The organism is Accumulibacter sp., assembly GCF_023806635.1.
Classification (GTDB): Bacteria; Pseudomonadota; Gammaproteobacteria; order Burkholderiales; family Rhodocyclaceae; genus Accumulibacter.
Genome location: NZ_JAMTDQ010000048.1, coordinates 1 through 23,335 on the forward strand (window position 1 = coordinate 1; position 23,335 = coordinate 23,335).

The following is a 23,335-nucleotide window of genomic DNA, read 5'->3' on the forward strand; positions in this document are numbered from 1 at the left end:
TGAGAACTGACTCGAAATATCGCATACAACGGTATGAACAATCAACAATATCGCCTTAAGCCTTGACCGGATTTGATGAACGCCAGATTTGGCAAGGCTTTGCGGCCGATTTTGGCAACTGCGCCACAGTTCCTTTTGGGTGTCCCAGAGACATTCGAAAAATCCAATCTTCATAGCAACTTAGCTGCCATTCCTGGCTTCAACTGAGGAATCTAGGTTGAACGACCTTCGCCGCCTCGCGCAGCAGCCACTGCCGGAACGACTGTACGGGCGGGCGCTCGGCCACGGCCTCCGGCACCACCAGGTAGTAGGCCTGCGTGCGGCGGATGACGAGATCGAAGGGCTGCACCAGCCTGCCAGCCGCCACCTCTGCCTCGACCAGTGGTTGCGAGGCGAGGGCGATACCGACGCCATCGATCGCCGCTGACAGCACCAGTCCGGAGTCGCTGAAGTGGGTACCCGCGTCGGGATCGATGCCGTTTACGCCGGCGAGGTGGAGCCATTCGGCCCAGGTCGGGCGATCGAGCAGTTCCATGATCGACTCGTCGTGCAGGAGATTGTGCCAGCGGAGATCCGCCGGCACCTTCAGCGGGCGCATCGAGAACAGCAGGCGCGGACTGCAAACGACGGCATAGCGCGGTGAAAACAGGCGGTCCACCCGGCAACCATCATACTGTCCGCGGCCGAAGCGGATGAACACTTCGGTCTCGTCCTCGCGCAGGTCGACCCTCGCCAGCCCCGAAACACGTCCGGCATCCCGCGCGTCGATGGTCTCGATCGACGCCGACATGTGCAACCGCACTTCGGGATGCTCGGCGGTGAAGCCAGGCAGATGGCGGATCAACCAGCGACTGCCAAAGGCCGGCGGCGTCGTCAGCAGCAGGCGCCCGCCGGGCTCGCGCTGACGCGTACTCTCGATCGCCGCGGCAAAGCACTGCAACCCCTCGCGCACCTTCGGCAGCATCAGCCGGCCTTCGCGCGTCAGTTCCAGGGCCCGAGTCAGCCTCCGGAACAACTCGAAGCCGAGGTATTCCTCCAGGCCACGAATCTGGTGACTGATCGCCGTCGGCGTCACCGACAGTTCGGCCGCTGCGTCCTTGAAACTCAGGTGCCGGGCCGCTGCTTCGAAGGCACGCAGCGAGTTCAGTGCTGGAAGGCGATAGGTCATACGGATGAGATTTTTTCACCTGTTGCGTGATTATTGATCGTTTGCCGCCATCCTGGCAAGCGAATACAGTGGCGACACCCTCCCGGAACAACCGGGAAAACAACCAGGAAGAAACAAATGAAAACCGATCTTGACCGCGACCAGATGATGATGATTGTTGAAAGAGCCCGCCATCAGCGGAGCATCGCTGCTGGTGACCTGATCGCCAGCGGTACGCACCGGGCGTTGCACACGCTCGCCAGATGGACCGACAGGTTCCTGCACGCACTGCTGATGTCGCCGACCGCCCGCCAGTGATTGGCGCCATGGCCTAGAATGGGAGCCTCACGCGACCTTCAGGCCAGGACCGAGGCATGCCAAGAATACGGATCGATCTCCCCGAGAAATTCAGCTTCTCGACCGAAATCGCGCTCTACGTCGGCCACATGAACTATGGCGGGCATCTCGACAACGCGCTGCTGCTGTCGGTGGTGTCGGAGGCCCGCGCCCGCTTCTTCCGCTCGCTCGGCTACAGCGAACTCGATGTCGAGGGCCTCGGCATCATCATCGCCGACGCAGCCCTGCAGTACCGTTCGGAGGCGTTCGCCGGCGAAGTCATGGCAGTCCGCATGACGGCTGCCGATTTCACCAGCAAGGGCTGCGACCTACTCTGGTGCATGAACGAAACGTCGAGCCGGCGCGAGGTCGCCCGCGGCAAGACGGGGATCGTTTTCTTCGACTACCGACTGCGCCAGACGGCGCCGGTACCGGAAGCATTCCGCCGCCGCGCAACGGCCGGCACCTGCCCGGCCTAAGCGGGCAGGTAGTCGCGACTCAGCCTCCGCTGCAGGTTCTGGACCTGCCGCAGCGATTCCCGGAGGATCAGTCGGTCGAGTTCGTGCAACTCATCCGGATCGACCCGGTTGGTCCCGGCCAGCAGCGGCGTTGCCGCCTGGCGCGCCAGGCGTAGACGCTGGATGTGCTGGAAGGCATCGACGAGCGCCGCCAGTTCCGAGTCGGCGATACCCCTGCTCTCGCCCATGACGCGCAACCGTTCGACGGTGTTTGTATCGGGGATGCGCAGCGCGAGGGCGTAGATCCGTGCAGCATCGACGAAGGGACGCGAACCGTGCTTCTTGAGGTCGATGGTATGCGGAAACTCCTTGTCGCGGTCGTAGCGGAACCCCTTCCACCAGTTCAGTGGCGACTCCCAGTTGAGTGAGTTCTCGACCATCGCACGCATGAAGATCGGGTAGGACGCGGCCGTTTCCAGGAGCCACGCACGGAGCTCATTGGCCAGCCCGTCCTGTCCGTAAAGGGCCCGCAGATCAAAGAAGATGCTCGAGTTGAGCAGCGCGTCGGGCTGGGGATCGGTCAGCCAGCCGAAGAAGGCCGCCCGCCATTCGCTCGTGGACAGGCACCACTGCGGGTTGCTGGCCATGATGTTGCCCTTGCAGAGCGGAAAACCGCAGGCGTCGAGCGTCTCATTGACCGACCGTGCAAAGGGCAGGAACGCCTCCCGCAGCGCGGGTGCGTCGTCATCCGATTCGGCTGCAAAGATCAAACCGTTGTCCTGATCGGTGGCCAGCGTCTGCTCCAGCCTTCCTTCCGAGCCGAAGACCAGCCAGCACCAGGGCACGTAGGGGAGATCGAACTGCCCGCCGAGCACTTCGATCACCTGCATCGTCAGCAGATCGTTGAGCGTGGAAATGCGCTGGCAAAGTGTTTCTGCCCCAGCGCGCTCGGCAACGAGGCGGGCAACGAATTCCCGGAGTTCGCGCGCCAAGGCAACCAGGGTGGCGACATCGCGAGCACCAAGGATCGCCTGCACGAGTTCGCCCTGGCGTGCGCCCGGCAGGGAATGCAGGTCGGCCTGCGAAACCAGGTGGAAATAGCTGCCGTCACTCTCGGTGAGCACCAGATGATGCACGCCACGGCGAACCATCACCACGCTCGCCTGATGCGCGGTGCCGTCGGCCGGCACGGTGATCAGGCCGCTCGTCATCACGGACGCAACCGGAGCCTGCAGATCGCAGGTATCGAGGGCAATCCGTCGCACCACGTCGTGCAGCGTCAGGATGCCGAGCGGCATCCTGCTGTGCTGATCGACGACGACCACCGCGTCGGCTTGTCGCCGGTCGAGGAGCAACAGGGTATCCCGTACACTGGTCGCCGGTGCGACGGTCAGCGCCTCGCCGCGTACCAGCGAGCGCAGCGAGGCGTAGGACGAGAAGGGGGCGACGCTCGCCGCGTGCTCAGTACTTGAGCCGGGCATGGAAGGTCTTCTGGCTGGCTTCGCGGGCCTGCCGCAGCGTGCGGATACCCATCTCGGCGAGCAGCGGCAGCATCTTCAGGAAGACTTCGCCGGTCACCATCGCGTCACCGAGCGCCGTGTGACGACCGAATACCGACACCCCGAGCCGCTCGGCGATCGCCTCCAGCCGGTGCGTCGGCTGGTTGCTGTGCAGCACCGCCGACAGCAGCAAGGTATCGAGAACCGGCTGCTCGAAGCGCACGCCCGTCTGCACTTCCTTGAGCTGCAGGAATCGCATGTCGAAAGCGGCATTGTGTCCGACGAGTACCGTATCGGCGCAGAACGCGCGAAACTTCGGCAACACGACATCGATCGTCGGCTGGTCGACGAGGAGTTCGGGCGTGATGCCGTGCACCTCGATCGACTGCGGCGACAGCCGGCGCTGCGGATTGATGAGCTGGTCGAAGCATTCGTGGCGAAGCAGACGACGATTGACGATCCGCGTCGCGCCGATCTGGATGATCTCGTCTCCCTGTGACGGCTGCAGTCCGGTGGTCTCGGTATCGAAGACGGTGTAGGAGAGTTCCGTGAGGAGTCGCTCGTCGAGCTCGTGACTGGCATCCGACCAGCTGAACAGATCGAAATCGTAGAACTCCGGGCGCTCCCCCTCGGCCGCGGCGATGACTGCCCGTGGCAGGTCGGTCGGCGCCTCGGCGATCGGCAACATGGTGCGAAAGAAGGCGCGATGTGACACCCGTTCACGCTGAAACCAGATGTCGCCATTGCAACGCTCGACGACATCGGTGACGCTGAGCGGGGAGGCCTCGCCGGCGATCGACATCGAGTCCTGCAGCCAGCTCATCGCCGTTTCGTTGTTCATGAAGGTACCCAGCCACGACAGGTCCAGTTGCGCCAACTGCCCACTACGGGCCAGAGAGAGGCGGACCTCGCGCACCCCGTACTCGTCCTGCAGGCGCAGGGCGAGGTAGCGCAACGCCTGGAACAGGCCGTAGCCATCGACGCGCAACCACAAATCTTCGTCGACGTTCTCGGTCTTCACCGCCAAGGCCCGCCGCTCGCCGGACCGCCTCTCGCCGATGCGCCGGGCGGCGACGACCAGCACTTCGGCACCGCGCATCTCCTCCAGCAACCAGCGCTCGCGCAGGTCGTTCGAGAACGCACTGGCTGCTGCCTCGAACTGCACCGACAGCTTCGCCGCCTCGTCGTGGACCACCCGCAGGAAGCGGGCACGCTGCTGCACCGGCATGTCTGCCACATCGGACAGCATCTCCGCCGCGGCGCGGATGCTGCCCAGCGGTCCGCGCCCGCCCTCGATCAGCGACTGGATCAGCGCGTCACGCCGCGCATGCCGCTCGTTGCTGCTGGTCACGTCCTCGAGAACGAGGACGAAGCCCGTGATCGACAGGCCACCAACCTGTGTATGGTGCGGCCCGTCGCCGCCGAGAACCGGCGACATGTGCGCCCGCAGCAGGCGACCGGCCGGCGTCGCCGTGACGAACTGGGCCGAACCGAGGAGTTGCCTTCGGTCCGCCTCGCCGAGTTCGCGGCTGGCCTGCTGCAGGCGCTCGAGCGCGTGCGTGAGGAGGGCGCGATCGAAAACCGTGTAGATCGAGCGACCGAGCCCGAGCAACTCGGCCTGGCCGCCATCGGACCCGGCCGTCAGCTCCTGCCGGGCACGCTGGTTGTAGAGCAGCACACGCCCATCCAGGTTGCAGACGACGACGCTCTGGCTGAGGTCCGCCATCAGGGCCGCCAGCCGGCTCCTCTCTTCCTCGAGCGATGCCCGCGCCTCGCGCACCCGCCCGGCGACGTCGCTCTCGTTCGCCTCGCGCAACGCGAGTAACTGATTGACCGCCTGCGCCAGCACCCGCAACTCGGTCGCACCCTGCTCAGCCACTCGCAAAGCGCCGTGCGCCAGGGTCGCCGTCACCTCTTCCGCCATGCGCAGGGGCGCCGCTGCGTACAGATCATGCAGCCGGGCGATCAGCCAGCCGCAGAATGTACCGGCAAGCAACAGCAACACGACCAGAACGACGACACGCTCTTCTGGCGACCTGCCGACGCCCGCCGCATCGGGCTCGCCGGCCAGCATCAATGCCGCCGTCGCGCCGACAAGGACAAGCGTGAACAGGCTGGCAGCAAGGACCGCGAGGATGAGCTTGCGCGGGACTGTCATCACTTACATGCCGAGCAGCTTGCGCACCTCGGCCAGCAGTTCCTTGGTCGAAAAGGGCTTCGTCATGTAGCCGTCGGCGCCGAGCCCCAGCCCCTTGCTCACCTCCGTGTCGCGCCCCTTGGCCGTCAGCATCAGGATCCGCGTGGCAGAGAGATCCGGATCGGAGCGCAATGCCTGACAGACATCGAAGCCATTCATCTTCGGCATCATCACGTCGAGCAGCACGAGGTCCGGCCTCTCGCCCCGAACCTTTGCCAGTGCCTCTTCGCCATCGCCCGCGACGAGCACCTCGAAACCCTCCCGGCGCAGCAGGAATTCGATCGAAATGACGATGTTTTGCTCGTCGTCGGCAATCAGAATCTTCTTGTTCATCGGTACTCCGCTCCTCCATCAACCACGCCCGCCGCACTGGCCAGGCTGCTCATGCTGCCCAACCGCCAGCTCGTGCTGCAGCGCAAAAGGCAGGGTAAACAGGAAGGTCGCGCCCTCGCCCGGGACGCTCTCCACCCACAACCGGCCACCGAGATGCTCGACGATGCGCCGGCTGATCGGCAGGCCGAGACCGGTTCCCGACGGCTTGGCGGTCATCGTGTCGCCAACCTGGCGGAACTTCTCGAAGATCAGCTCCTGATCCTGCGGCCGTATCCCCGGCCCGTTGTCGGTGACGCTGACCTGCAGTCCGTCTGCCAGCAGGGACAACACCACCCGCACCCGACCACTGCCCGGCGGCAGGAACTTGGCCGCGTTCGACAGCAGATTCAGCATGACCTGGATCAGGCGGTCTCGGTCGCCCATGATCTGCGGGAGATTATCCGGCAGATCGAGATCGACATGCGCCTCTTTCTCGCGAAAAAGTTGGCTGGTCGCCGCCACCGACTGCTCGATCACTTCCTTCAGATCGAGCTCGCAGGCATTCCAGTCGGCGCGTCCGGACTCGATCTTCGCCAGATCGAGGGTCTGGTTGATCAGCCGCGTCAGGCGCTCGGTCTCGCTGACGATCAGGCCGAGGAAACGTTCGCGGTCCGGCAGATGCATCCTCGGATCATCTCGCAGCAGTTCCGAGAAGGCCCGGATCGAGGTGAGCGGCGTGCGCAACTCGTGCGTCACCGACGACATGATGTCGTCCTTGACGCGATCGAGTTCCTGCAGGCGCTCGTTCGCCTCGCGCAGTTCGAGGGTCGCCGCCGTCAGCTCGCGCGACTTGCGCTCCAGTTCGCGGCTGTAGGTGCGCAGTTGCGACGCCTCGTCGAGGATGTGCATCACCTCCTCGATGCTCAGAGGCTCCTCCTTGGCCACCGAGGCGACCATGACGCGAGCCGAGGCGCTGCCGATGGCACCAGCGAGCAACGATTCGGCAAACTGCACCAGGCGGGCATCGGCCTCCTGCTTGTCCCCCTGCCGGCCGCCATGGCGACGGAGATGGCCGGCAAACGCCACTTCCGCCCGTGCCGGGCCGAGAAAGCGCCCGACCAGTTCCTGCAGGTCGCTGACCTTCGCCCGGCCGCGCCAGAGAACGGCGCCGATCGGCCCGGTCTCCTGCAGCGCATCGACGAAAACCGTCGCCTGCGTCGCCTCGGCGACCATCGGCGGTCGCAGAAGCGAGACGCCGACATAGGCGCCGATGTTGGCGAGGAAACTCCAGAACAGGCAATGCGAGATCTCGTCGATGCCGCTCAATCCGAACAGTTGCAGCGGGCGCAGGAGCTCGATGCCGAACAGCCCCTGTGTCAGGAAGTCTCCCGGCAGCCATCCCGACTTGGCGAAGGACGGCAGCAGCAGCGTGTAGCCCCAGACGACGAAACCCGCCAGCAGACCGGCCAGCGCCCCGCCGCGCGTGCCGCCCCGCCAGTACATGCCGCCGATGATCGCCGGCGCGAACTGGGCCACGGCGGCAAAACTGATGAGACCGATGGCGACGAGCGCATAGGCCTCGCCCGCCAGCCGGAAGTAGCAATAGCCGAGCAGCAGGATGAGGACAATGGCGCCGCGCCGGATGCCCAGCAGCAGACCGGAGAGGTCCTTCGACTCGGCCAGCCCGAGCCGCCGATGGCGCAGCAGCAGCGGCATCACGAGGTCGTTGCAGACCATCGTCGACAGGGCGATGGTCTCGACGATGACCATCCCCGTACCGGCCGACAGGCCGCCGATGAACACCAGCAGCGCCAGCCCCTCCTGCCGCTGCGACATCGGCAGCGTCAGCACGAAGGTGTCGGCATCGACACCCTCACCCGCAAAATGCATCAGCCCACCGAGTGCGATCGGCAGGACGAAGATGTTGATCAGCAGCAGGTAGAGCGGAAACAGCCAGGCGGCGCGCCTGAGGTGCGACTCGTTGACGTTCTCGACGACCGCCACCTGGAACTGGCGTGGCAGGAAGAGAACCGCCAGCGCCGAGAGGACGATCAGCGAGAACCACCCGGTATATCCCTGGCCGGACGGAATCGCGGTCGTCAGCCGCTGCAGTTCCGGGTGCGTCGCGAGATGTTCGAAGATGTCGCCGAAGCCCCCATAAAGTCCGTAGGTGACGAAGACGCCGACGGCGATGAACGCCACCAGCTTGACCACCGACTCGAGGGCGATCGCCGCCACCATGCCTTCGTGGCGTTCGGTGGCATCGAGGTGGCGGGTGCCGAAGACGATGGTGAACGCCGCCAGGATCAGCGCGATGTAGAAGCTGATGTCGGCTGCCACCGACATCGTCGGGCTGCGGGGTAGCATGACGATGTCGGGATAGCCCAGCAGCAGTGCGACCGTGCTCGATACCGCCTTCAACTGCAGCGCGATGTAGGGAACGATGCCGACGACCGCGATGATCGTCACCAGGCCGCCGAGGAGATGGCTCTTGCCGTAGCGCGACGATATGAAGTCGGCGATCGAGGTGATGCGATTGGCCTTGACGATGCGGATCATCTTCAGCAGGATGAACCAGCCGAGCGCCATCACCAGTGTCGGCCCGAGGTAGACCGGCAGGAAACCGATCCCCGAGACGGCAGCGCGGCCGACGCTGCCGTAGAAAGTCCAGGTCGTGCAGTAGACGGCCATCGACAGGGCGTAGATCGTCGCACTGTCGATCAGCGAACGCCCCTGATCGGCTCGCCGGTCGCCCCACCAGGCAACGGCGAACAGCAGGCCGAGGTAGAGCAGCGAGGCGGCGATCAGTACCGGCGCTTGCAGCATCGTCACCGCCTAGCCGGAACGGGCTTCGATCGCCCAGGCCATCAGGGCAATGACCAGGGCCCAGGCGAAGAAGATGTAGGCGAAGATCATCGGGATGTCGAAGACTTCGCTCGGCCGGTCGAAGACCGACAGCAGCGGGTAGTTGAACAGCACGCAGCCAGCAAAAAAAGCCGCGACCAAGCGATCCCTGCCGAGTATCCTGCGCTGCATCAGAGCCTCCTCGCCAATGGTGACGGCAGGCCGCGCAGCACGCCCGAAGGCACGCGGCCAGCAGCCAGTCCGTCGTCGTCAACCGCTATACTGCCGCCTTCCCCCCTTCGCCGAGGAACAACCCGGATGATCCGCCCCGCTCTCGACTGGCAACCTCGCATCGCCGACGACGCCTACAGCGACATCCTCTACGACGCTGCCGAAGGCATCGCCCGCATTGTCATCAATCGGCCCGAGCGACGCAATGCCTTTCGCCCCGAAACCATCGAGCAAATGATCGATGCCATGCACCGCGCGCAGTTCGACGCCACCATCGGCGTCATCATCCTGACCGGCGCCGGACACATCGCTTTTTGCTCGGGCGGCGACCAGTTCGTGCGCGGCGACGACGGCGGCTACCACGACGAAGCCGGCATGCCGCACCTCAATGTGCTCGACCTGCAGATGCAGATTCGCCGCTGCCCGAAGCCCGTGGTGGCGATGGTCGCCGGCTACGCGATCGGTGGCGGGCACGTCCTGCATCTCGTCTGCGACCTGACGATCGCCGCCGACAACGCCCGCTTCGGTCAGACAGGCCCGCGCGTCGGCAGTTTCGACGCCGGCCTCGGTGCCGGGCTGATGGCGAGGACGATCGGTCTCAAGCGGGCGAAGGAGATTTGGCTGCTCTGCCGCCAGTACGACGCGGCGCAGGCGTTGTCGATGGGGCTGGTGAACGCGGTCGTACCCCTCGCCGGACTCGAGGAGGAGACGGTGCGCTGGTGTCGTGAGATGCTGCAGCTCTCGCCGATGGCGCTGCGCATGATCAAGGCCGGCTTCAACGCCGATACCGACGGTCTTGCCGGGATCCAGGAACTCGCCGGAAACGCCACCGGCCTCTTCTACATGACCGCCGAAGGCCAGGAGGGACGCAACGCCTGGATCGAGAAGCGGCAACCGGATTTTGCGCGCTATCGCCGGCGGCCCTGAGCGCCATCGGCGCCCACGCTGCGACAGCGGCCGGGACTCCTCGCGCCGGCCCGGCGGTGGGAAGCTGGCAGCCATTTCAGGCGAGCGGCCGAGCCGCCGATGAAGGTCGCCGCAGCGAGCGTTCATCCCTATCGCCTGCCGCTGCGGTCGCCCTGGCTGACGGCGGGCGCCAGCGTCGGCGAACGCTGCGGCTGGCTGCTCTGCCTGCAGGACGACAGCGGTCGCCGCGGCTACGGTGACTGCGCGCCGCTGCCCGGCAGCGGTGGCGAGAACGCGCCGGCCGCAGCGCAGGCGCTGCGCTCGCTGCTGCCGCCGCTGATCGGCCTGACCGCCCCGGCAGCGCTCGAGCGGCTCGATCCGCACGGCGACTGCCCGACACCGGTTGCGCGCTGTGCCGTCGAGACGGCGCTGCTCGACCTGCTCGCGCAGGGTTCCGGGATGCCGCTTGCGGTCTACCTCGGCGGCACCCGGCAGCGGCACGAGATGGGCTCCGCGCCACCCCCACCGGTACGGATCAGCGCCGCCTGTGGCAGCCTGCGCAACCTCCGCGCCACGGACGTTCGCGCCGCCTGCAACGCCGGCTTCGCGATTCTCAAGCTGAAAGTCGGCGTGCTCACCATCGACGACGAGGTCGCGCGCCTGCAGCGGGTCGCCACCGTCCTGCCGCCCGGCTGCCGCCTGCGCCTCGACGCCAACCGGGCCTGGTCGGACGCGGCGGCGGCCCGCTTCCTGCAGGACTGCGCCAATCTGCCGATCGAGATGCTCGAGGAACCACTGGCGGCTCCCGACATCGACCGGCTGCAGGCACTGCAGGACAGCACGGCGATCGCCATTGCCGTCGACGAATCGATCGGTCACCTCGACAGCGAGTCCCTCGTCGAGCGGCGGGCGGTGCGCCGGCTGGTGATCAAGCCGCCGCGCCATGGCGGCCTGCTGCCAGCCTTCGCACTGGCGCGCCACGCCAGCCACGCCGGCGTCGAATGCATCATCACCAGCAGCCTCGACAGCGCCTGCGGCATCACGGCTGCCGCTCACGTCGCGGCAGCACTCGACAACGGGCTGGCACACGGTCTGGCCACCTCGACGTGGCTGCAGGAGGATACCGGGTCGCCACCTCGCATCGGCCGCGGCCTGCTGCTGCTCGACGCCTCGGAAGGGCTCGGCTTCGTGCCCGACGCGCAGCGACGCTTCCTGCCGATCGAGCGGTTATACTGTCGATAATCACAGTGACCAGGGAGACGGTGTTGTCGACGACACGGGCCAGCAGGCTGCCGCACGAGTGGCTGGCAGGATGCGCGCCGGGCAACCGCATGCGACAGCCGTGAGCAGCGGATCGAGGATGCGCATTCCTGATGACGACTACCCGAATGCCCCGGTCGAGCGACTCGCGTCGCTCAACCGGGCGCAGCGGGTTGCGGTTGGCTTCGGCATCGAAGCACACCGCGGCGGAGAACAGCGGCACCCCCCCTTGCTGGTGATTGCCGGCGCCGGCTCGGGCAAGACAAGCACGCTCGCGCACCGTGTCGCGCAGCTGGTCGACTGCGGCGTCGACCCGGGCCACTTGCTCCTGCTCACCTTCTCGCGCCGTGCCGCCGGCGAGATGAGCCGCCGCGTCGGGGAACTCCTCGGCCGGCGTGCGGCAGGCGCACCGCTGCTGCCCTGGGCAGGCACCTTTCACGCCATCGGTGCCCGACTGCTGCGCGAGTACGCCGCGCGCATCGGCATCGACCCCGCGTTCAGCATCCTCGACCGGCAGGATTCGGCCGACCTGCTCAACCTCGCCCGCCACGGTCTCGGTTTTTCGGCAAGGGAAAAGCGCTTCCCGCTGAAGGGAACCTGTCTCGCGATCTACTCGGCGGTGCTGAACACGCAGGCGAAGCTCGGCGAAGTGCTGCAGACCAGCTTTCCGTGGTGCGCCGAATGGGAAACCGAGCTCAAGAGCCTGTTCCGTGAATACGTGCGCAGCAAGCAGGCACAGCAGGTACTCGATTACGACGACCTGCTCCTCTATTGGGCACAGATGGTCGGCGAGGGCGAACTCGGTCGCGAGATCGGCGATCGCTTCAGCCACGTTCTGGTAGACGAGTACCAGGATAGCAACCGCCTGCAGGCAACGATCCTGCTGGCGATGAAACCCGACGGCACCGGCCTCACCGTCGTCGGCGACGACGCGCAGTCGATCTACGCCTTTCGCGGCGCAACGGTGCGCAACATCCTGGACTTCCCGCGCCACTTCGAGCCACCCGCGCAGGTACTGACCCTCGATCGCAATTACCGGTCTACGCAACCGATCCTCGACGCCGCCAACCGGGTGATCGCGCTCGCCAGCGAGCGCTTCACCAAGGATCTGTGGAGCGAGCGCCGCGCCGGCGAGAAACCGCGCCTCACCACCGTGCGTGACGAGGCCGACCAGGCAGCCTACGTCGTCGAGCAGGTGCTCGCGCGCCGCGAAGGCGGTGTCCGTCTGAAGTCGCAGGCGGTGCTGTTCCGCACCGCGCAGCACAGCGTGCGTGTCGAGCTCGAACTGCGGCGGCGCAACATTCCCTTCGTCAAGTTCGGTGGCCTGAAATTCCTCGAAGCCGCGCACGTCAAGGACGTCCTCGCCATCCTCCGCTGGGGGCAGAACCGGCGTGACCACCTGGCCGGTTTCCGTGCCATGCAACTGGTGGCCGGGATCGGGCCGAAAAGTGCCAGTCGTGTGCTCGAGAACATCGCAGCGGCGGCGTCAGGCTGCCTGTTGCTCGAGGAGCAGCCGGTGGCCGAGGCGGCGCGGCCCGCCTGGCACGAGTTCGCTGCCCTGATCGCCGGTTGCAGCCCCGGCGGCGCACCATGGCCGGCGGCATGCGAGCGGGTCTGCCACTGGTATCTGGAACAGGTCGAGCGCCTGCACGAACACCCGCTGCCGCGGCAGGCGGACGTCGAACAGCTGGCCTTGATCGCCGCCACCTATCCGAATGCCGAGCGCTTCCTCACCGAACTGGCGCTCGACCCGCCTGCCGCCTGCAGCGACCAGGCCGGTCCGCCGCTGCTCGACGAGGACTACCTGATCCTGTCGACGATCCACTCCGCCAAGGGGCAGGAATGGACCGCCGTGTTCGTCCTCAATGCAGTCGATGGCTGCATCCCGTCAGACATGGCAACCGGCTCGACGGCGGCTCTGGAGGAGGAGCGACGGCTGCTCTACGTCGCCATGACCCGAGCGCGGACACACCTGGAGCTGATCCTGCCGCAGCGTTTCCACGTCACGCAGCAGCCGGCCCACGGCGACCGGCACGTCCATGCCGCGCGCACGCGTTTCATCCCGCACGCACTGCTGCCCGACTATGAGCAACTTTCCTGGCCGCCGCCGGCCGTCGAGGTGGCGCCTGCCAATCCGCACGCTCGGCAGCAGGTGTTCGACCTGACGGCGCGGATGCGTGCGATGTGGGAATGAAGGGCGGCGCGCCGTCGCGTCAGGCAGCGCGACGATCCACTTCGCCGTCGACCTCCTGCCGCAGCACTTCGGAAAACTCCTGGCCGACCTGGCTCAACGACTTCATCTGCTGGAACAGCTTGTCCTCGACATGCTGCAGCTCGTCGATCCGCTGTTCAAGCGTATCGGTCGCCTGATGGATCCGCTTGATGCTCTCGAGTCGCCGCTTGAGATGAATCTGGTGCTCGCGGATCTGGATCTCCAGCGGCGCCATGACCGCTTTCAACCATGACTCGGCGTCTCGATTGGCGCGCTCGAAGGTCTTGCGCACCTGCACCGCCACCTCCTCGAAGAAGCGCTGCACCAACTGGCTCTTCTCATGCACCATCAGCTGGAACATGCTGCTGACGTGCGTTTGGCACCAGTCGTCGAGGCGGTCGATCTCCTTCTCGTAGCGCAGCAGCGAAAAGCCTACTGGCGTCCCCAACTTGAGGCCGTGCTCGACCGAAAACTTCTTGTGGATCGCCTCCATCATGGACTTGATCTCCTTGACATCGTCCTCCGATCGCTGCAGGCTGCCGCGCGCCTCGTCGAAATAGTGGGTCATCGCTGCCGCCAGCGTCTTCGAGAAGGTGGCCTTGGCCATCGCCTCGCGTGTCGTCGTACTCAGCATGCGCATCGCATCGAGACCGAGGTGCGCGAACAGGTTGTTCGTCAACTGCGAAAAGACACTGCGCACGGCATAGTAGCGCTGCAGGCCGGACTCGAACTCCTCCTTCTCGACACGCACCTTGCCCATCATGTACTCGACGACACCCTTGTTCTTGCCGCGCAATTCGGTCAGTTCGGTGAGTTGTTCGTGCAAGCCGGCGAGGCGCGAATCGAGCAGGCTGCGCGTGCGCTGGAAGCAGTCGGCGAACTCCGCTTCGATGCCGTCGCGAACGATCTCCTGCTTGGCTGGAATCAGCTCTTGCGAGAGGGCTGTCTCCAGTTCTGACAGACGACTGCGCTGCAACAGCTCGCCGTCGTCGTTGATCTTGGCCACCAATGCCTTCTGCGCCGAGACGGGGAAAATCTGCTTCTCCGCCAGATCGAGCGTCCAGGCACAGGTGTCGACCTGCCGCTCGATCTCGGCGGCGATCTCCGGCGCCGACTTGAGTTCGTCCCACAGCGTGTCGATCTTGTTGAGGACGACGATGCGGCCCTTGCTGCGGCCACCAGCCGCAGCGATGTGTTCGCGCCAGACCGTCAGGTCGGACTGGGTCACGCCGGTGTCGGCAGCCAGTATGAACAACACGGCATGCGCGTTCGGCAACAGCGAAAGCGTCAGTTCGGGTTCGGTGCCGATGGCGTTGAGACCCGGCGTGTCAAGGATCACCAGACCCTGCTCGAGCAGTGGATGCGGGAAGTTGATCACCGCATGCCGCCAGCGGGGAATCTCGACGCAACCGTCGTCACCGCGGCGCAACACTTCCGAGTCACCGTCGGCAAGCGTGAAACCGAGGCTCTCGGCCACCGACGGCAGCACGCGGATGACGTCGCTGACGTGCCGCAGCGCCTCCTGCATGGCCTCGGCCGAGGTCGTGTCGATCGCTACGGTGTGCCACTCGTCAGGAAAGCGGCGGTACTCGCTGATGCTCGTCCTTGCCTCGCGTGTCTCGATCGGCAGCAGTTCGATCGACGGCACCTTGCTCCGGTCGAACAGCAGCTCCGTCGGACACATCGTCGTCCTGCCAGCCGTCGAGGGAAGGACACGGTTGCCATAGCCGGCGAAGAAGATGGCGTTGATCAGTTCCGACTTGCCGCGCGAGAACTCGGCGACGAACGCCACCTGCAGGCGATCCTCGCGCAGCTTCTCGAGCAGGCGCGCAAGCCGTCTGTCGGTCTGCGCATCGTTCAGCTCGTGGTCCAGCAACCAGCCCGAGAACTTTCCGATGATTTCCGAAACACGGGCACGCCATTCGCTGTAGGCGGCAAAGTGTTGGGCAAGCGTCATGGCAGAATCCAGGACAATGTCGGTGCCGGCACTCTATCACAAAGTCGTCGTGCCTCCCTGGCACCCCGTTGCCGCTTCAGCGCTGGCAGCGTGGGCAGTAGAAGCTCGATCGTCCGCCCTGCCGGATCATCTTCACCGGCCCTCCACACGCCGGACAGGGTTCGCCGGCTCGATCGTAGACGGCGCACCTGAGCTGGAAGCAGCCGGCGCCGCCATCACTGTGCACATAGTCGCGCACACTGCTGCCGCCGGCGGCGATCGCTGCCGACAAGGTCGAGCGGACGGCTGCCGCCAGCAGGTGACAGCGCGCATGACTGATGCGGTTGGCCGCGCGGCGCGGCGAAATGCCCGCGAGGTGGAGACTCTCGGCTGCATAGATGTTGCCGATACCGACCACCAGCCGGCTGTCCATCAACAACGGCTTGATCGGCGCACGACGCCCGCGCGTTGCCGCATGCAGCCAGTCGCCATCGAAGGCCGCCGACAGAGGCTCGATGCCGAGACCGGCAAGCAGAGGATGCGTCTCGACCCCTTCGCCCTCGTGCCAGAGCAGCGCTCCGAAGCGCCGCGGGTCACGCAGGCGAAGGACGGTGTCTGCGAACAGCAGGTCGAAATGATCGTGCGCCTGCGCCGGCGTCGCCGGCGCCACCAGCCGCAGGCTGCCGGACATGCCGAGATGCAGGATGAGGCAGCCACCGGCATGCTCGCCCTGGCAGTCGAAAAGCAGATACTTGCCGCGGCGCCTTATCGCCTCGACACGCAGGCCGGCGAGACGCGCGTCGAGGCCCGCGGGAATCTCATGCCGCAGTCGCGGCGTCCGCACGATGGCGCCAGCAATGCGTTGCTGCGACAGAAAGGGGAGCAATCCCTGGCGACTGACTTCGACTTCGGGGAGTTCCGGCATTGCTGCAACCACGAAAAGTCCATAACATGCGCGGACGGATTATGACGCAAAGCAGCCGTCGTTTCGCGCAACCGTCTGCGTCAGGCAAGGAAGAAATGAAACCGATCACCCCCAGGGCCCTCTGCGTCGCCTTCGCGCTCGCCTGCAACGTTCCATCGTTCGCTGCCGAAGAAGCGATCATCAGCCAGCAGGCCGCGTCGTCGAGCCGTCAGTCCCGCAAGGCACCGTCACTGCCGCCGCGTACCGACGACAAGGACTACAGCGGGCTCAGCGGGCAGGTCATCTACCAGGCACTGCTGGCAGAAGTCGCCCTGCAGAGGGGCAAGAGCGAATTCGCCAGCGAAGCCTATGCCGACTTGGCGCGCCGTACGCGCGACCCCGCCATCATCGCCCGCGCCGTCGAAGTGTCCGGGCAGGCGCGGCGGGTCGAACTGGTCCTCGCGCTCGCACGCCTGTGGGTCGAGGTCGAGCCGGAGTCGAAGCGCGCGCAGCAGGTGCTGGTCGGCGTTCAGGTCATGAGCAATCAACTCGACGGCCTCGCCCCGCAGTTGATCAGCATGCTCCAGAGTGACCCTGCTGCCCTGCCGGCAAACCTCGTGGCGCTCAACCGGATGTTCGCCCGCAGCCCGGATCGGCAAGCTGTTCTGGCGCTCGTCAGTCAGGTCTGCGCTCCGTTCTTTGGCCTCGCCGAAGCGCACTACGCGGTGTCCATAGCTGCCAGCAGCGCCGGCCAGGAGGCACGCGCGCTCGCCGAAGCGCGGCAGGCTCTGGCGTTGCGTCCTGACTGGGAAGCGGCGGCATTGCTCGAAGCGCAGCTGCTTGCCCAGAAGTCGCCGGCGGCGGCGATCAGCGCGCTGCAGGGCTTCGTCGCCCGCCATCCGAAGTCGCCGGATGCCGAGTTGCACCTGGCACGACTCCTGGTCGGGGAAAAGCGCTACAGCGAGGCCAGGCGTCACTTCGACCACCTGCTCCTGAGTTACCCGGACAAGCCGGAGGTCGTTTTCCCGGTCGCCCTGCTGGCACTGCAGGAAAACGACGTCGCGCTCGCCGAAAAGCAGCTCAAGCACCTGCTGACACTCGAACTGCCGAACAAGAGCGCGCCCTACTACTACCTCGGTCAGATTGCGGAAGACGGCAAGCGGCCCGACGAGGCGCTCGCCCACTACGGGCAGGTTGGTCCAGGCGACCAGTACCTGCCGGCGCAACTGCGCAGCGCCGCGATCGTCGCCCGCGCCGGCAAGCTCGACGAGGCACGCAGCCTGCTCCAGCAGGCTGCCGCCAGCCGGCCCGAGTTGCGCGTGCAGCTGGTGATCGCCGAAGCCGCGTTGCTGCGCGACGCAAAGCAGACCGAAGCGGCACTGGCCATCCTCGAAAGCGAACTCAGGCAGCAGCCGCAACAACCCGAGCTGCTCTACGAATCGGCCTTGCTGAGCGAAAGACTGGGCAACCTGGAGGCAGCCGAGAGCCGCCTGCGGAAACTGATCGAGCTGCAACCGGAAAATGCGCAGGCCCACAATGCGCTCGGCTACACCTACGCCGACCGCAACATGCGTTTAGCCGAGGCGCGGCAACTGATCGAAAGGGCACTGCAACTCGCCCCCAACGACGGCTACATCCTCGACAGCATGGGCTGGGTCCTGTACCGCCAGGGCGATCTGGAGGGTGCCCTCGAGTACCTGCAACGTGCCCTCGCACAGCGCCATGATGCCGAGATCGCAGCCCACCTCGGCGAGGTCCTGTGGTCTCTCGGTCGCAAGCACGAGGCGCAGCGGATCATGCTCGAGGCGCAGAAGAAGGATCCATCGAACGAGGCTCTCAACGAGGCGATCAGGAAGTTCAGCCCGTGAGCCGGAGAAGCGCTTTCTCGCCCGGCAACCGGGAGGCAGCGTGTCGTTGTCTTGGGCTGCTGGTCGCGGCGCTCGCGCTGGCTGCCTGCAGCAGCCAGCCACCGCTCCTGCAGTACCGGCCGGCTGCGCTGCAGCGCGACCATCTGCAGGACTTCGTTCTCGTCGGCCGCTTCACGCTGCGCCACGCCGCGCAGAGCTACGCCGGCAGGATCGAGTGGCATCATGCCGGCGAAAGCGACAGTCTGCTGCTGGCATCGCCGTTCGGCCAGGGCCTGGCCGAGATCGTCGGCGACGCCTCCGGGGCGCGCCTGCGCCGCAGCGACGGCAGCGAGCAGACCGCCGCCAGCAGCGACGAACTGCTGCAGAGCGTCCTCGGCCAGCCGATCGGCCTCGTCCGACTTCTCGGCTGGCTGCGCGGCGGCCATGCCGACGACGCACGCCTCGAACGCGACGCGCTCGGCCGTCCGTTGCGGCTGCAACACGAGGACTGGCGGATCGTGTACGAGTACGACGACGACACACCACAGGCGCTGCCCAGCCGCCTGTTCGTCGAACGGGAGGACGACTTCGTGCTGCGCCTGCGCATCGAGGAGTGGCGCTTGCCCACGGCGACGGATGACGCGCAGTGAACGCGGCCGGCGGCCGCTGGAGCTGGGACAGCAGCTACCCGGCACCGGCCAAGCTCAACCTGTTCCTGCGCGTGACCGGCCGGCGCGCTGACGGCTACCACCTGCTGCAGACGGTCTTCCGCTTTCTCGACCACGCCGACCGACTGCATTTCTCGCCGCGCGCCGATGCGGCGGTACGGCTGCTCACACCCTTGCCCGGCGTGCCGCCGGAGAACGACCTGAGCGTGCGCGCGGCTCGCCTCCTGCAGGACGCCAGCGGCTGCCGGCAAGGCGTCGACATCCGCATCGACAAACACCTGCCGATGGGTGGCGGGCTTGGCGGAGGCAGCTCCGACGCGGCAAGTGTCCTGCTCGCCCTCAATCATCTCTGGCAGCTCGCCCTGCCGCGCCAGCGCCTGCAGGAAATCGGCCTGACCCTCGGCGCAGACGTACCGGTCTTCATCTTCGGTCGCAACGCCTTTGCCGAGGGCGTCGGCGAAACGCTGCGAGCGGTCGAGCTGCCGCCGCGCTGCTATGTCGTCGTCGAGCCGCCGGTGCAGGTGCCGACCGCAGCCATCTTTGCCGCCCCCGAACTGCGCCGCGACTCGCCGCCAATCGACGCTCGCGGCTGGACCCCGGACGATATCGGCAATGACCTCGAGGCGGTCGCCTGCACCCGCTTCCCGGCGATCGCCGGGTGCCTCCGCCACCTGTCGGCGGCAGCGGCACCCGCCCGCGCCCGCATGACGGGTTCGGGCGCCTGTGTCTTCGCCGAGTGCAGCGACCCGCATGAGGCGGCGACCGTGCTGCGGCGCCTGCCGCCCGGGCTGCGTGCCTGGACGAGCGCCGGCGCTGGCGCGCACCCGCTTCTCGATCTGGCGGGCTGAATTGGCGGCGACGAGGCGCGGCGCCGCGCGCGCAAAGCGGTCTGCGGACGGCTGGCACCGGAGTCCGCGCACCGGCCGGCGCCCTTTTTTTCCTGGCGAATCCCCGCTATAATTCGCGCCTCGCTCGCCATCACGGCGTAGTGAGAGACCGCTGGGGAGTCGCCAAGTTGGTCAAGGCACCGGATTTTGATTCCGGCATTCGAAGGTTCGAATCCTTCTTCCCCAGCCATCCGATTTCTGTCAACGCGGGCAGGCTTCCTTACCTGCCCGTCTTGCTTTGTGGGGCGCCCTGGCGCAGAGCCCCAGGGGAAGCACAAGATGGCCTACGACAGCCTGATGGTCTTTACCGGCAACGCCAACCCGGCTCTCGCCGCGGATGTCGTCAAGCACCTCAGCATCTCGCTCGGTCGTGCGCATGTCGGGCGCTTCTCGGACGGCGAGATCAGCGTCGAGATCCAGGAACACGTGCGCGGCATGGATGTCTTCATCCTGCAGTCCACCTGCGCGCCGGCGAACGAGAACCTGATGGAGCTGCTGATCATGGTCGACGCGCTCAAGCGCGCCTCGGCCGCCCGCATCACGGCCGCCATCCCGTATTTCGGCTATGCGCGCCAGGACCGCCGCGTGCGCTCGGTTCGCGTCTCCATCGCCGCCAAACTGGTGGCGGATCTGCTCACTGCCGCCGGCGTACACCGCGTGCTGACGATGGACCTGCATACGGAGCAGATCCAGGGCTTCTTCAGCATCCCCGTCGACAACATCTATTCGCTGCCGATCATGCTCGGCGACGTCTGGAAGAATGACTTCGACAAGCTGCTGGTCGTCTCGCCGGACGTCGGTGGCGTCGTCCGCGCCCGCGCACTCGCCAAGCGCCTCGAATGCGATCTGGCGATCATCGACAAGCGGCGCCCGAAAGCCAATGTCTCCGAGGTCATGAACATCATCGGCGAGGTCGAAGGCCGTACCTGCGTCATCATGGACGACCTGGTCGACACCGCCGGCACGCTCTGCAAGGCAGCCACCGCACTCAAGGAACACGGGGCGAAGAAGGTGCTCTCCTACTGCGTGCACCCCGTCCTCTCGGGCAGGGCCGTCGACCGCATCAACCACTCCGACCTCGACGAACTGGTCGTCACCGACACCATCCCATTGCGTGAGGACGCGCAGGAGTCGCCGCGAATCCGCGTTCTCTCGGTCGCCGGCATGCTGGCGGAAACGATCCGCCGCATCAGCAACGAGGACTCCGTGTCGTCACTGTTCATCGAATAGCAGGAGGCAGCCGCCCGCAGCAGCGACTCGCCGCCTCGTACCTTCCTTCTCAACCCCCCGCCTGGTCGCGGGCGGGGTTCGTCCAACCAGGAGCTGTCCATGAAGTTTCAGATTGAAGCGCGCAAGCGCACCCAGCAGGGGTCCGGAGCGAGCCGCCGCCTGCGTCGCCAGGGCCGTGTTCCGGCCATCATCTACGGCGGTCCGAAAGAGGTAGAACTGATCGATATCGATCACAACGAAGCCCTGCTCAACCTCGCCAAGGAAGCCTTCCACTCGTCGGTCCTGACGCTGCGGGTCGATGGCGTCGCCGAGAGCGTCGTCCTGCGTGACTCACAGGTTCACCCATGGAAGCCGCTCGTCCTGCACTGCGATTTCCAGCGGGTTGACACCGAGCACCTCATCCATCAGCGGGTTCCGCTGCATTTCGTCAATGCGGAGATGGCTCCCGGCGTCAAACTGAGCGGCGGCAACGTGTCGCACGTGCACAACGACATCGAGGTGAGTTGCCTGCCGCAGGATCTGCCGGCCTTCATCGAGGTCGACCTCAAGGACCTCGAGTCGGGCCACTCGATTCATGCTTCCGAGGTCGCCCTGCCCGCTGGCGTCAAGCTGGTGCTGCATGGTGACGACTATGTCGTGGCGTCGATTCCGGCCAGGAAGAGTGGCGCCGGTGCCGACGAAGGTGAAGCCGGGACGGCCGCCTAGGGCTGCTTTACCCACCGGGCCGCTGCCAGGCAGTCACCGTTGGCGGCGGCCCGGTTCCTCCCCGCGCACGAGAACTCATGCCCGCACCCCGCCTGATCGTCGGTCTCGGCAACCCCGGCAGCGAGTATGAAGAGACGCGGCACAACGTCGGCTTCTGGTTCCTTGACCATCTGGCGCGGCGACTGCAGCTGCGGCTGACGCCGCAAGGGAAGTTCTTCGGTCGCTTGGCGCGGCACGATGATCTCTGGCTCGTGCAACCAACGACCTACATGAATCTTTCCGGGCAGGCCGTCGCGTCCCTCGCCCGCTTCTACCGCATCGCCAGCGAAGAGATCCTCGTCGTCCACGATGATCTCGATCTGCCACCCGGAAGCATCCGTCTCAAGCAGGGGGGTGGCAACGGTGGCCACAATGGACTGAAGGATATCCAGTCGCGCCTGGCGACGCCCGATTTCTGGCGGCTGCGACTGGGAATCGGCCATCCGGGTGATCGCAGCGAGGTCGTCAACTATGTTCTCAAGGCACCGCGACGCGAGGAGCGGGACCTGATCGACCCCGCCATCGACCGCTGCCTCCTCGCCTGGCCGCTGCTGGCAGCCGGCGACTACGCCGCGGCACAGCGCCAGTTGCACCTGAAGACCGTCTGACCATGGAAACCAGCGTATGAGCCTCCAATGCGGGATCGTAGGCCTGCCGAACGTCGGCAAGTCCACCCTTTTCAACGCCTTGACGAAAGCGGGAATCGCCGCCGAGAACTATCCCTTCTGCACCATCGAGCCGAACGTCGGCATCGTCGAGGTCCCCGACCCGCGACTGCAACAGATCGCCGCCATCGCCAGACCACAGCGCGTGCAACCCGCGATCGTCGAGTTTGTCGACATTGCCGGCCTGGTTGCCGGCGCGTCGAAGGGCGAAGGGCTCGGCAACCAGTTCCTGGCCAACATCCGCGAGACGGACGCCATCGTCAGCGTCGTCCGCTGCTTCGAGGACGAGAACGTGGTCCATGTCTCCGGCCGTGTCGACCCGCTCGCGGACATCGAGACCATCCTCACCGAACTGGCACTGGCCGACCTGAGCGCCGTCGAGCGTACCCTGAATCGCGACATCAAGAAGGCACGGGCTGGCGACCGGGAGGCGCAGAAGATGGTCAACGTCCTCGAGCGGCTGCAACCCCACCTCAATGAAGGCCGGCCTGCACGCACCCTGCAGATGACCGCCGAAGATCGCGCGCTGCTCAAGCCGCTCTGCCTGCTGACGATCAAGCCGACGATGTACGTCGGTAACGTTCTCGAAGACGGCTTCGAGAACAATCCGCACCTCGACCGCCTCCGCCAGCATGCTGCCGCCGAGGGAGCACCGGTGGTCGCCCTCTGCGCAAAGATCGAGGCCGAACTGGCCGACCTCGAAGACGACGACAAGGCCGTCTTCCTGGCCGACCTCGGCTTCGATGAACCCGGACTCAACCGCCTGATCCGCGCCGCCTACCAACTGCTCGGCCTGCAGACCTACTTCACCGCCGGGCCCAAGGAAGTCCGTGCGTGGACCATCCACATCGGCGACACGGCGCCGCAGGCCGCCGGCGTCATCCACAGCGACTTCGAGCGTGGCTTCATCCGCGCCCAGACGATTTCCTTCGTCGACTTCATCGCCTGCAAGGGCGAACAGGGCGCCCGCGAAGCGGGCAAGATGCGCGCCGAAGGCAAGGAATACGTCGTCCGGGATGGCGATGTGCTGAATTTCCTGTTCAACGTCTGAT

The 23,335-nt window shown here is 66.0% G+C and carries 20 protein-coding genes and 1 tRNA gene; 13 read left to right on the forward strand and 8 right to left on the reverse strand.

The window, feature by feature from the left end; translation table 11 throughout:
* Positions 1-199 precede the first annotated feature (199 nt).
* Entirely contained in the window at positions 200-1,168 is a 969-nt protein-coding gene (gene gcvA, locus NFW30_RS09860) for a transcriptional regulator GcvA (protein ID WP_295353435.1), read from the reverse strand.
* A 117-nt stretch (positions 1,169-1,285) separates the two neighbouring features.
* Between gcvA and NFW30_RS09865 the strand changes: the two genes are divergently transcribed.
* Both NFW30_RS09865 and NFW30_RS09870 read left to right on the forward strand, forming a co-directional pair.
* Positions 1,286-1,465, forward strand: coding sequence for a hypothetical protein (locus tag NFW30_RS09865; protein ID WP_295353438.1), 180 nt, complete (start codon positions 1,286-1,288; stop codon positions 1,463-1,465).
* A gap of 56 nt (positions 1,466-1,521) precedes the next feature.
* A complete protein-coding gene (locus NFW30_RS09870) occupies positions 1,522-1,962 on the forward strand; it encodes a thioesterase family protein (RefSeq protein ID WP_295353441.1) in 441 nt (146 codons plus the stop codon).
* On the opposite strand, the gene NFW30_RS09875 is transcribed toward NFW30_RS09870, so the two are convergent.
* From NFW30_RS09875 to NFW30_RS09895, 5 genes are read right to left on the reverse strand one after another with little or no spacing between them, the layout of a single operon-like run.
* Positions 1,959-3,422 carry a DUF294 nucleotidyltransferase-like domain-containing protein gene (locus tag NFW30_RS09875; protein ID WP_295353443.1) on the reverse strand — a complete coding sequence of 488 codons (1,464 nt, stop codon included), beginning with the start codon at positions 3,420-3,422 and terminating at the stop codon, positions 1,959-1,961. The two genes, NFW30_RS09870 and NFW30_RS09875, sit on opposite strands and share 4 nt — an antisense overlap.
* Positions 3,403-5,598: an exonuclease domain-containing protein gene (locus NFW30_RS09880; protein ID WP_295353445.1), complete on the reverse strand. Its 2,196-nt coding sequence runs from the start codon at positions 5,596-5,598 to the stop codon at positions 3,403-3,405. Before NFW30_RS09880 ends, NFW30_RS09875 begins: the two co-directional genes overlap by 20 nt.
* Positions 5,599-5,601: 3 nt before the next feature.
* Positions 5,602-5,970, reverse strand: coding sequence for a response regulator (locus NFW30_RS09885; RefSeq protein WP_034937074.1), 369 nt, complete (start codon positions 5,968-5,970; stop codon positions 5,602-5,604).
* Positions 5,971-5,988: 18 nt separating this feature from the next.
* Complete coding sequence (locus NFW30_RS09890) at positions 5,989-8,775, reverse strand: sensor histidine kinase (RefSeq protein ID WP_295353449.1); 2,787 nt, start codon at positions 8,773-8,775, stop codon at positions 5,989-5,991.
* A 9-nt stretch (positions 8,776-8,784) separates the two neighbouring features.
* Positions 8,785-8,985 (reverse strand): hypothetical protein, encoded by a 201-nt coding sequence (locus NFW30_RS09895; protein WP_295353451.1) that lies wholly within the window; start codon positions 8,983-8,985, stop codon positions 8,785-8,787.
* 126 nt (positions 8,986-9,111) lie between these two features.
* Here NFW30_RS09895 and menB point away from each other — a divergent pair, with 126 nt between their 5' ends.
* From menB to NFW30_RS09910, 3 genes are all read left to right on the forward strand, one after another.
* Positions 9,112-9,951 carry a 1,4-dihydroxy-2-naphthoyl-CoA synthase gene (gene menB / locus NFW30_RS09900; protein WP_295353454.1) on the forward strand — a complete coding sequence of 280 codons (840 nt, stop codon included), beginning with the start codon at positions 9,112-9,114 and terminating at the stop codon, positions 9,949-9,951.
* Positions 9,952-10,050: 99 nt separating this feature from the next.
* A complete protein-coding gene (gene menC, locus NFW30_RS09905) occupies positions 10,051-11,172 on the forward strand; it encodes an o-succinylbenzoate synthase (protein WP_295353457.1) in 1,122 nt (373 codons plus the stop codon).
* A gap of 118 nt (positions 11,173-11,290) precedes the next feature.
* Complete coding sequence (locus tag NFW30_RS09910; protein ID WP_295353459.1) at positions 11,291-13,384, forward strand: ATP-dependent helicase; 2,094 nt, start codon at positions 11,291-11,293, stop codon at positions 13,382-13,384.
* A gap of 19 nt (positions 13,385-13,403) precedes the next feature.
* Here the strand turns inward: NFW30_RS09910 and NFW30_RS09915 are convergent, their stop codons facing one another.
* Positions 13,404-15,359 carry a dynamin family protein gene (locus NFW30_RS09915; RefSeq protein WP_295353462.1) on the reverse strand — a complete coding sequence of 652 codons (1,956 nt, stop codon included), beginning with the start codon at positions 15,357-15,359 and terminating at the stop codon, positions 13,404-13,406.
* A gap of 76 nt (positions 15,360-15,435) precedes the next feature.
* On the reverse strand, positions 15,436-16,263 hold the full coding sequence (gene mutM, locus NFW30_RS09920) for a bifunctional DNA-formamidopyrimidine glycosylase/DNA-(apurinic or apyrimidinic site) lyase (protein WP_295353465.1): 828 nt from the start codon (positions 16,261-16,263) through the stop codon (positions 15,436-15,438).
* A gap of 95 nt (positions 16,264-16,358) precedes the next feature.
* Here mutM and NFW30_RS09925 point away from each other — a divergent pair, with 95 nt between their 5' ends.
* The 8 genes from NFW30_RS09925 to ychF all read left to right on the forward strand — a co-directional run bounded on the left by NFW30_RS09925 (position 16,359) and on the right by ychF (position 23,334).
* Positions 16,359-18,110 carry a tetratricopeptide repeat protein gene (locus tag NFW30_RS09925; RefSeq protein ID WP_295353468.1) on the forward strand — a complete coding sequence of 584 codons (1,752 nt, stop codon included), beginning with the start codon at positions 16,359-16,361 and terminating at the stop codon, positions 18,108-18,110.
* Complete coding sequence (gene lolB / locus NFW30_RS09930; protein WP_295353471.1) at positions 18,107-18,739, forward strand: lipoprotein insertase outer membrane protein LolB; 633 nt, start codon at positions 18,107-18,109, stop codon at positions 18,737-18,739. The genes NFW30_RS09925 and lolB overlap by 4 nt, the downstream gene beginning before the upstream one ends.
* Entirely contained in the window at positions 18,736-19,605 is an 870-nt protein-coding gene (gene ispE, locus NFW30_RS09935) for a 4-(cytidine 5'-diphospho)-2-C-methyl-D-erythritol kinase (RefSeq protein WP_295353474.1), read from the forward strand. The genes lolB and ispE overlap by 4 nt, the downstream gene beginning before the upstream one ends.
* A 152-nt stretch (positions 19,606-19,757) precedes the next feature.
* Positions 19,758-19,834, forward strand: a tRNA-Gln gene (locus NFW30_RS09940).
* Between the two features lie 89 nt (positions 19,835-19,923).
* Complete coding sequence (locus NFW30_RS09945; protein WP_295353477.1) at positions 19,924-20,874, forward strand: ribose-phosphate pyrophosphokinase; 951 nt, start codon at positions 19,924-19,926, stop codon at positions 20,872-20,874.
* Positions 20,875-20,973: 99 nt separating this feature from the next.
* Positions 20,974-21,579, forward strand: coding sequence for a 50S ribosomal protein L25/general stress protein Ctc (locus tag NFW30_RS09950; RefSeq protein ID WP_295353480.1), 606 nt, complete (start codon positions 20,974-20,976; stop codon positions 21,577-21,579).
* A gap of 77 nt (positions 21,580-21,656) precedes the next feature.
* Positions 21,657-22,226, forward strand: a complete 570-nt coding sequence (pth, locus tag NFW30_RS09955; protein WP_295353483.1) for an aminoacyl-tRNA hydrolase — start codon at positions 21,657-21,659, stop codon at positions 22,224-22,226.
* A 16-nt stretch (positions 22,227-22,242) separates the two neighbouring features.
* Positions 22,243-23,334, forward strand: a complete 1,092-nt coding sequence (gene ychF / locus NFW30_RS09960; protein WP_295353486.1) for a redox-regulated ATPase YchF — start codon at positions 22,243-22,245, stop codon at positions 23,332-23,334.
* The last annotated feature ends 1 nt before the right edge of the window (position 23,335 follow it).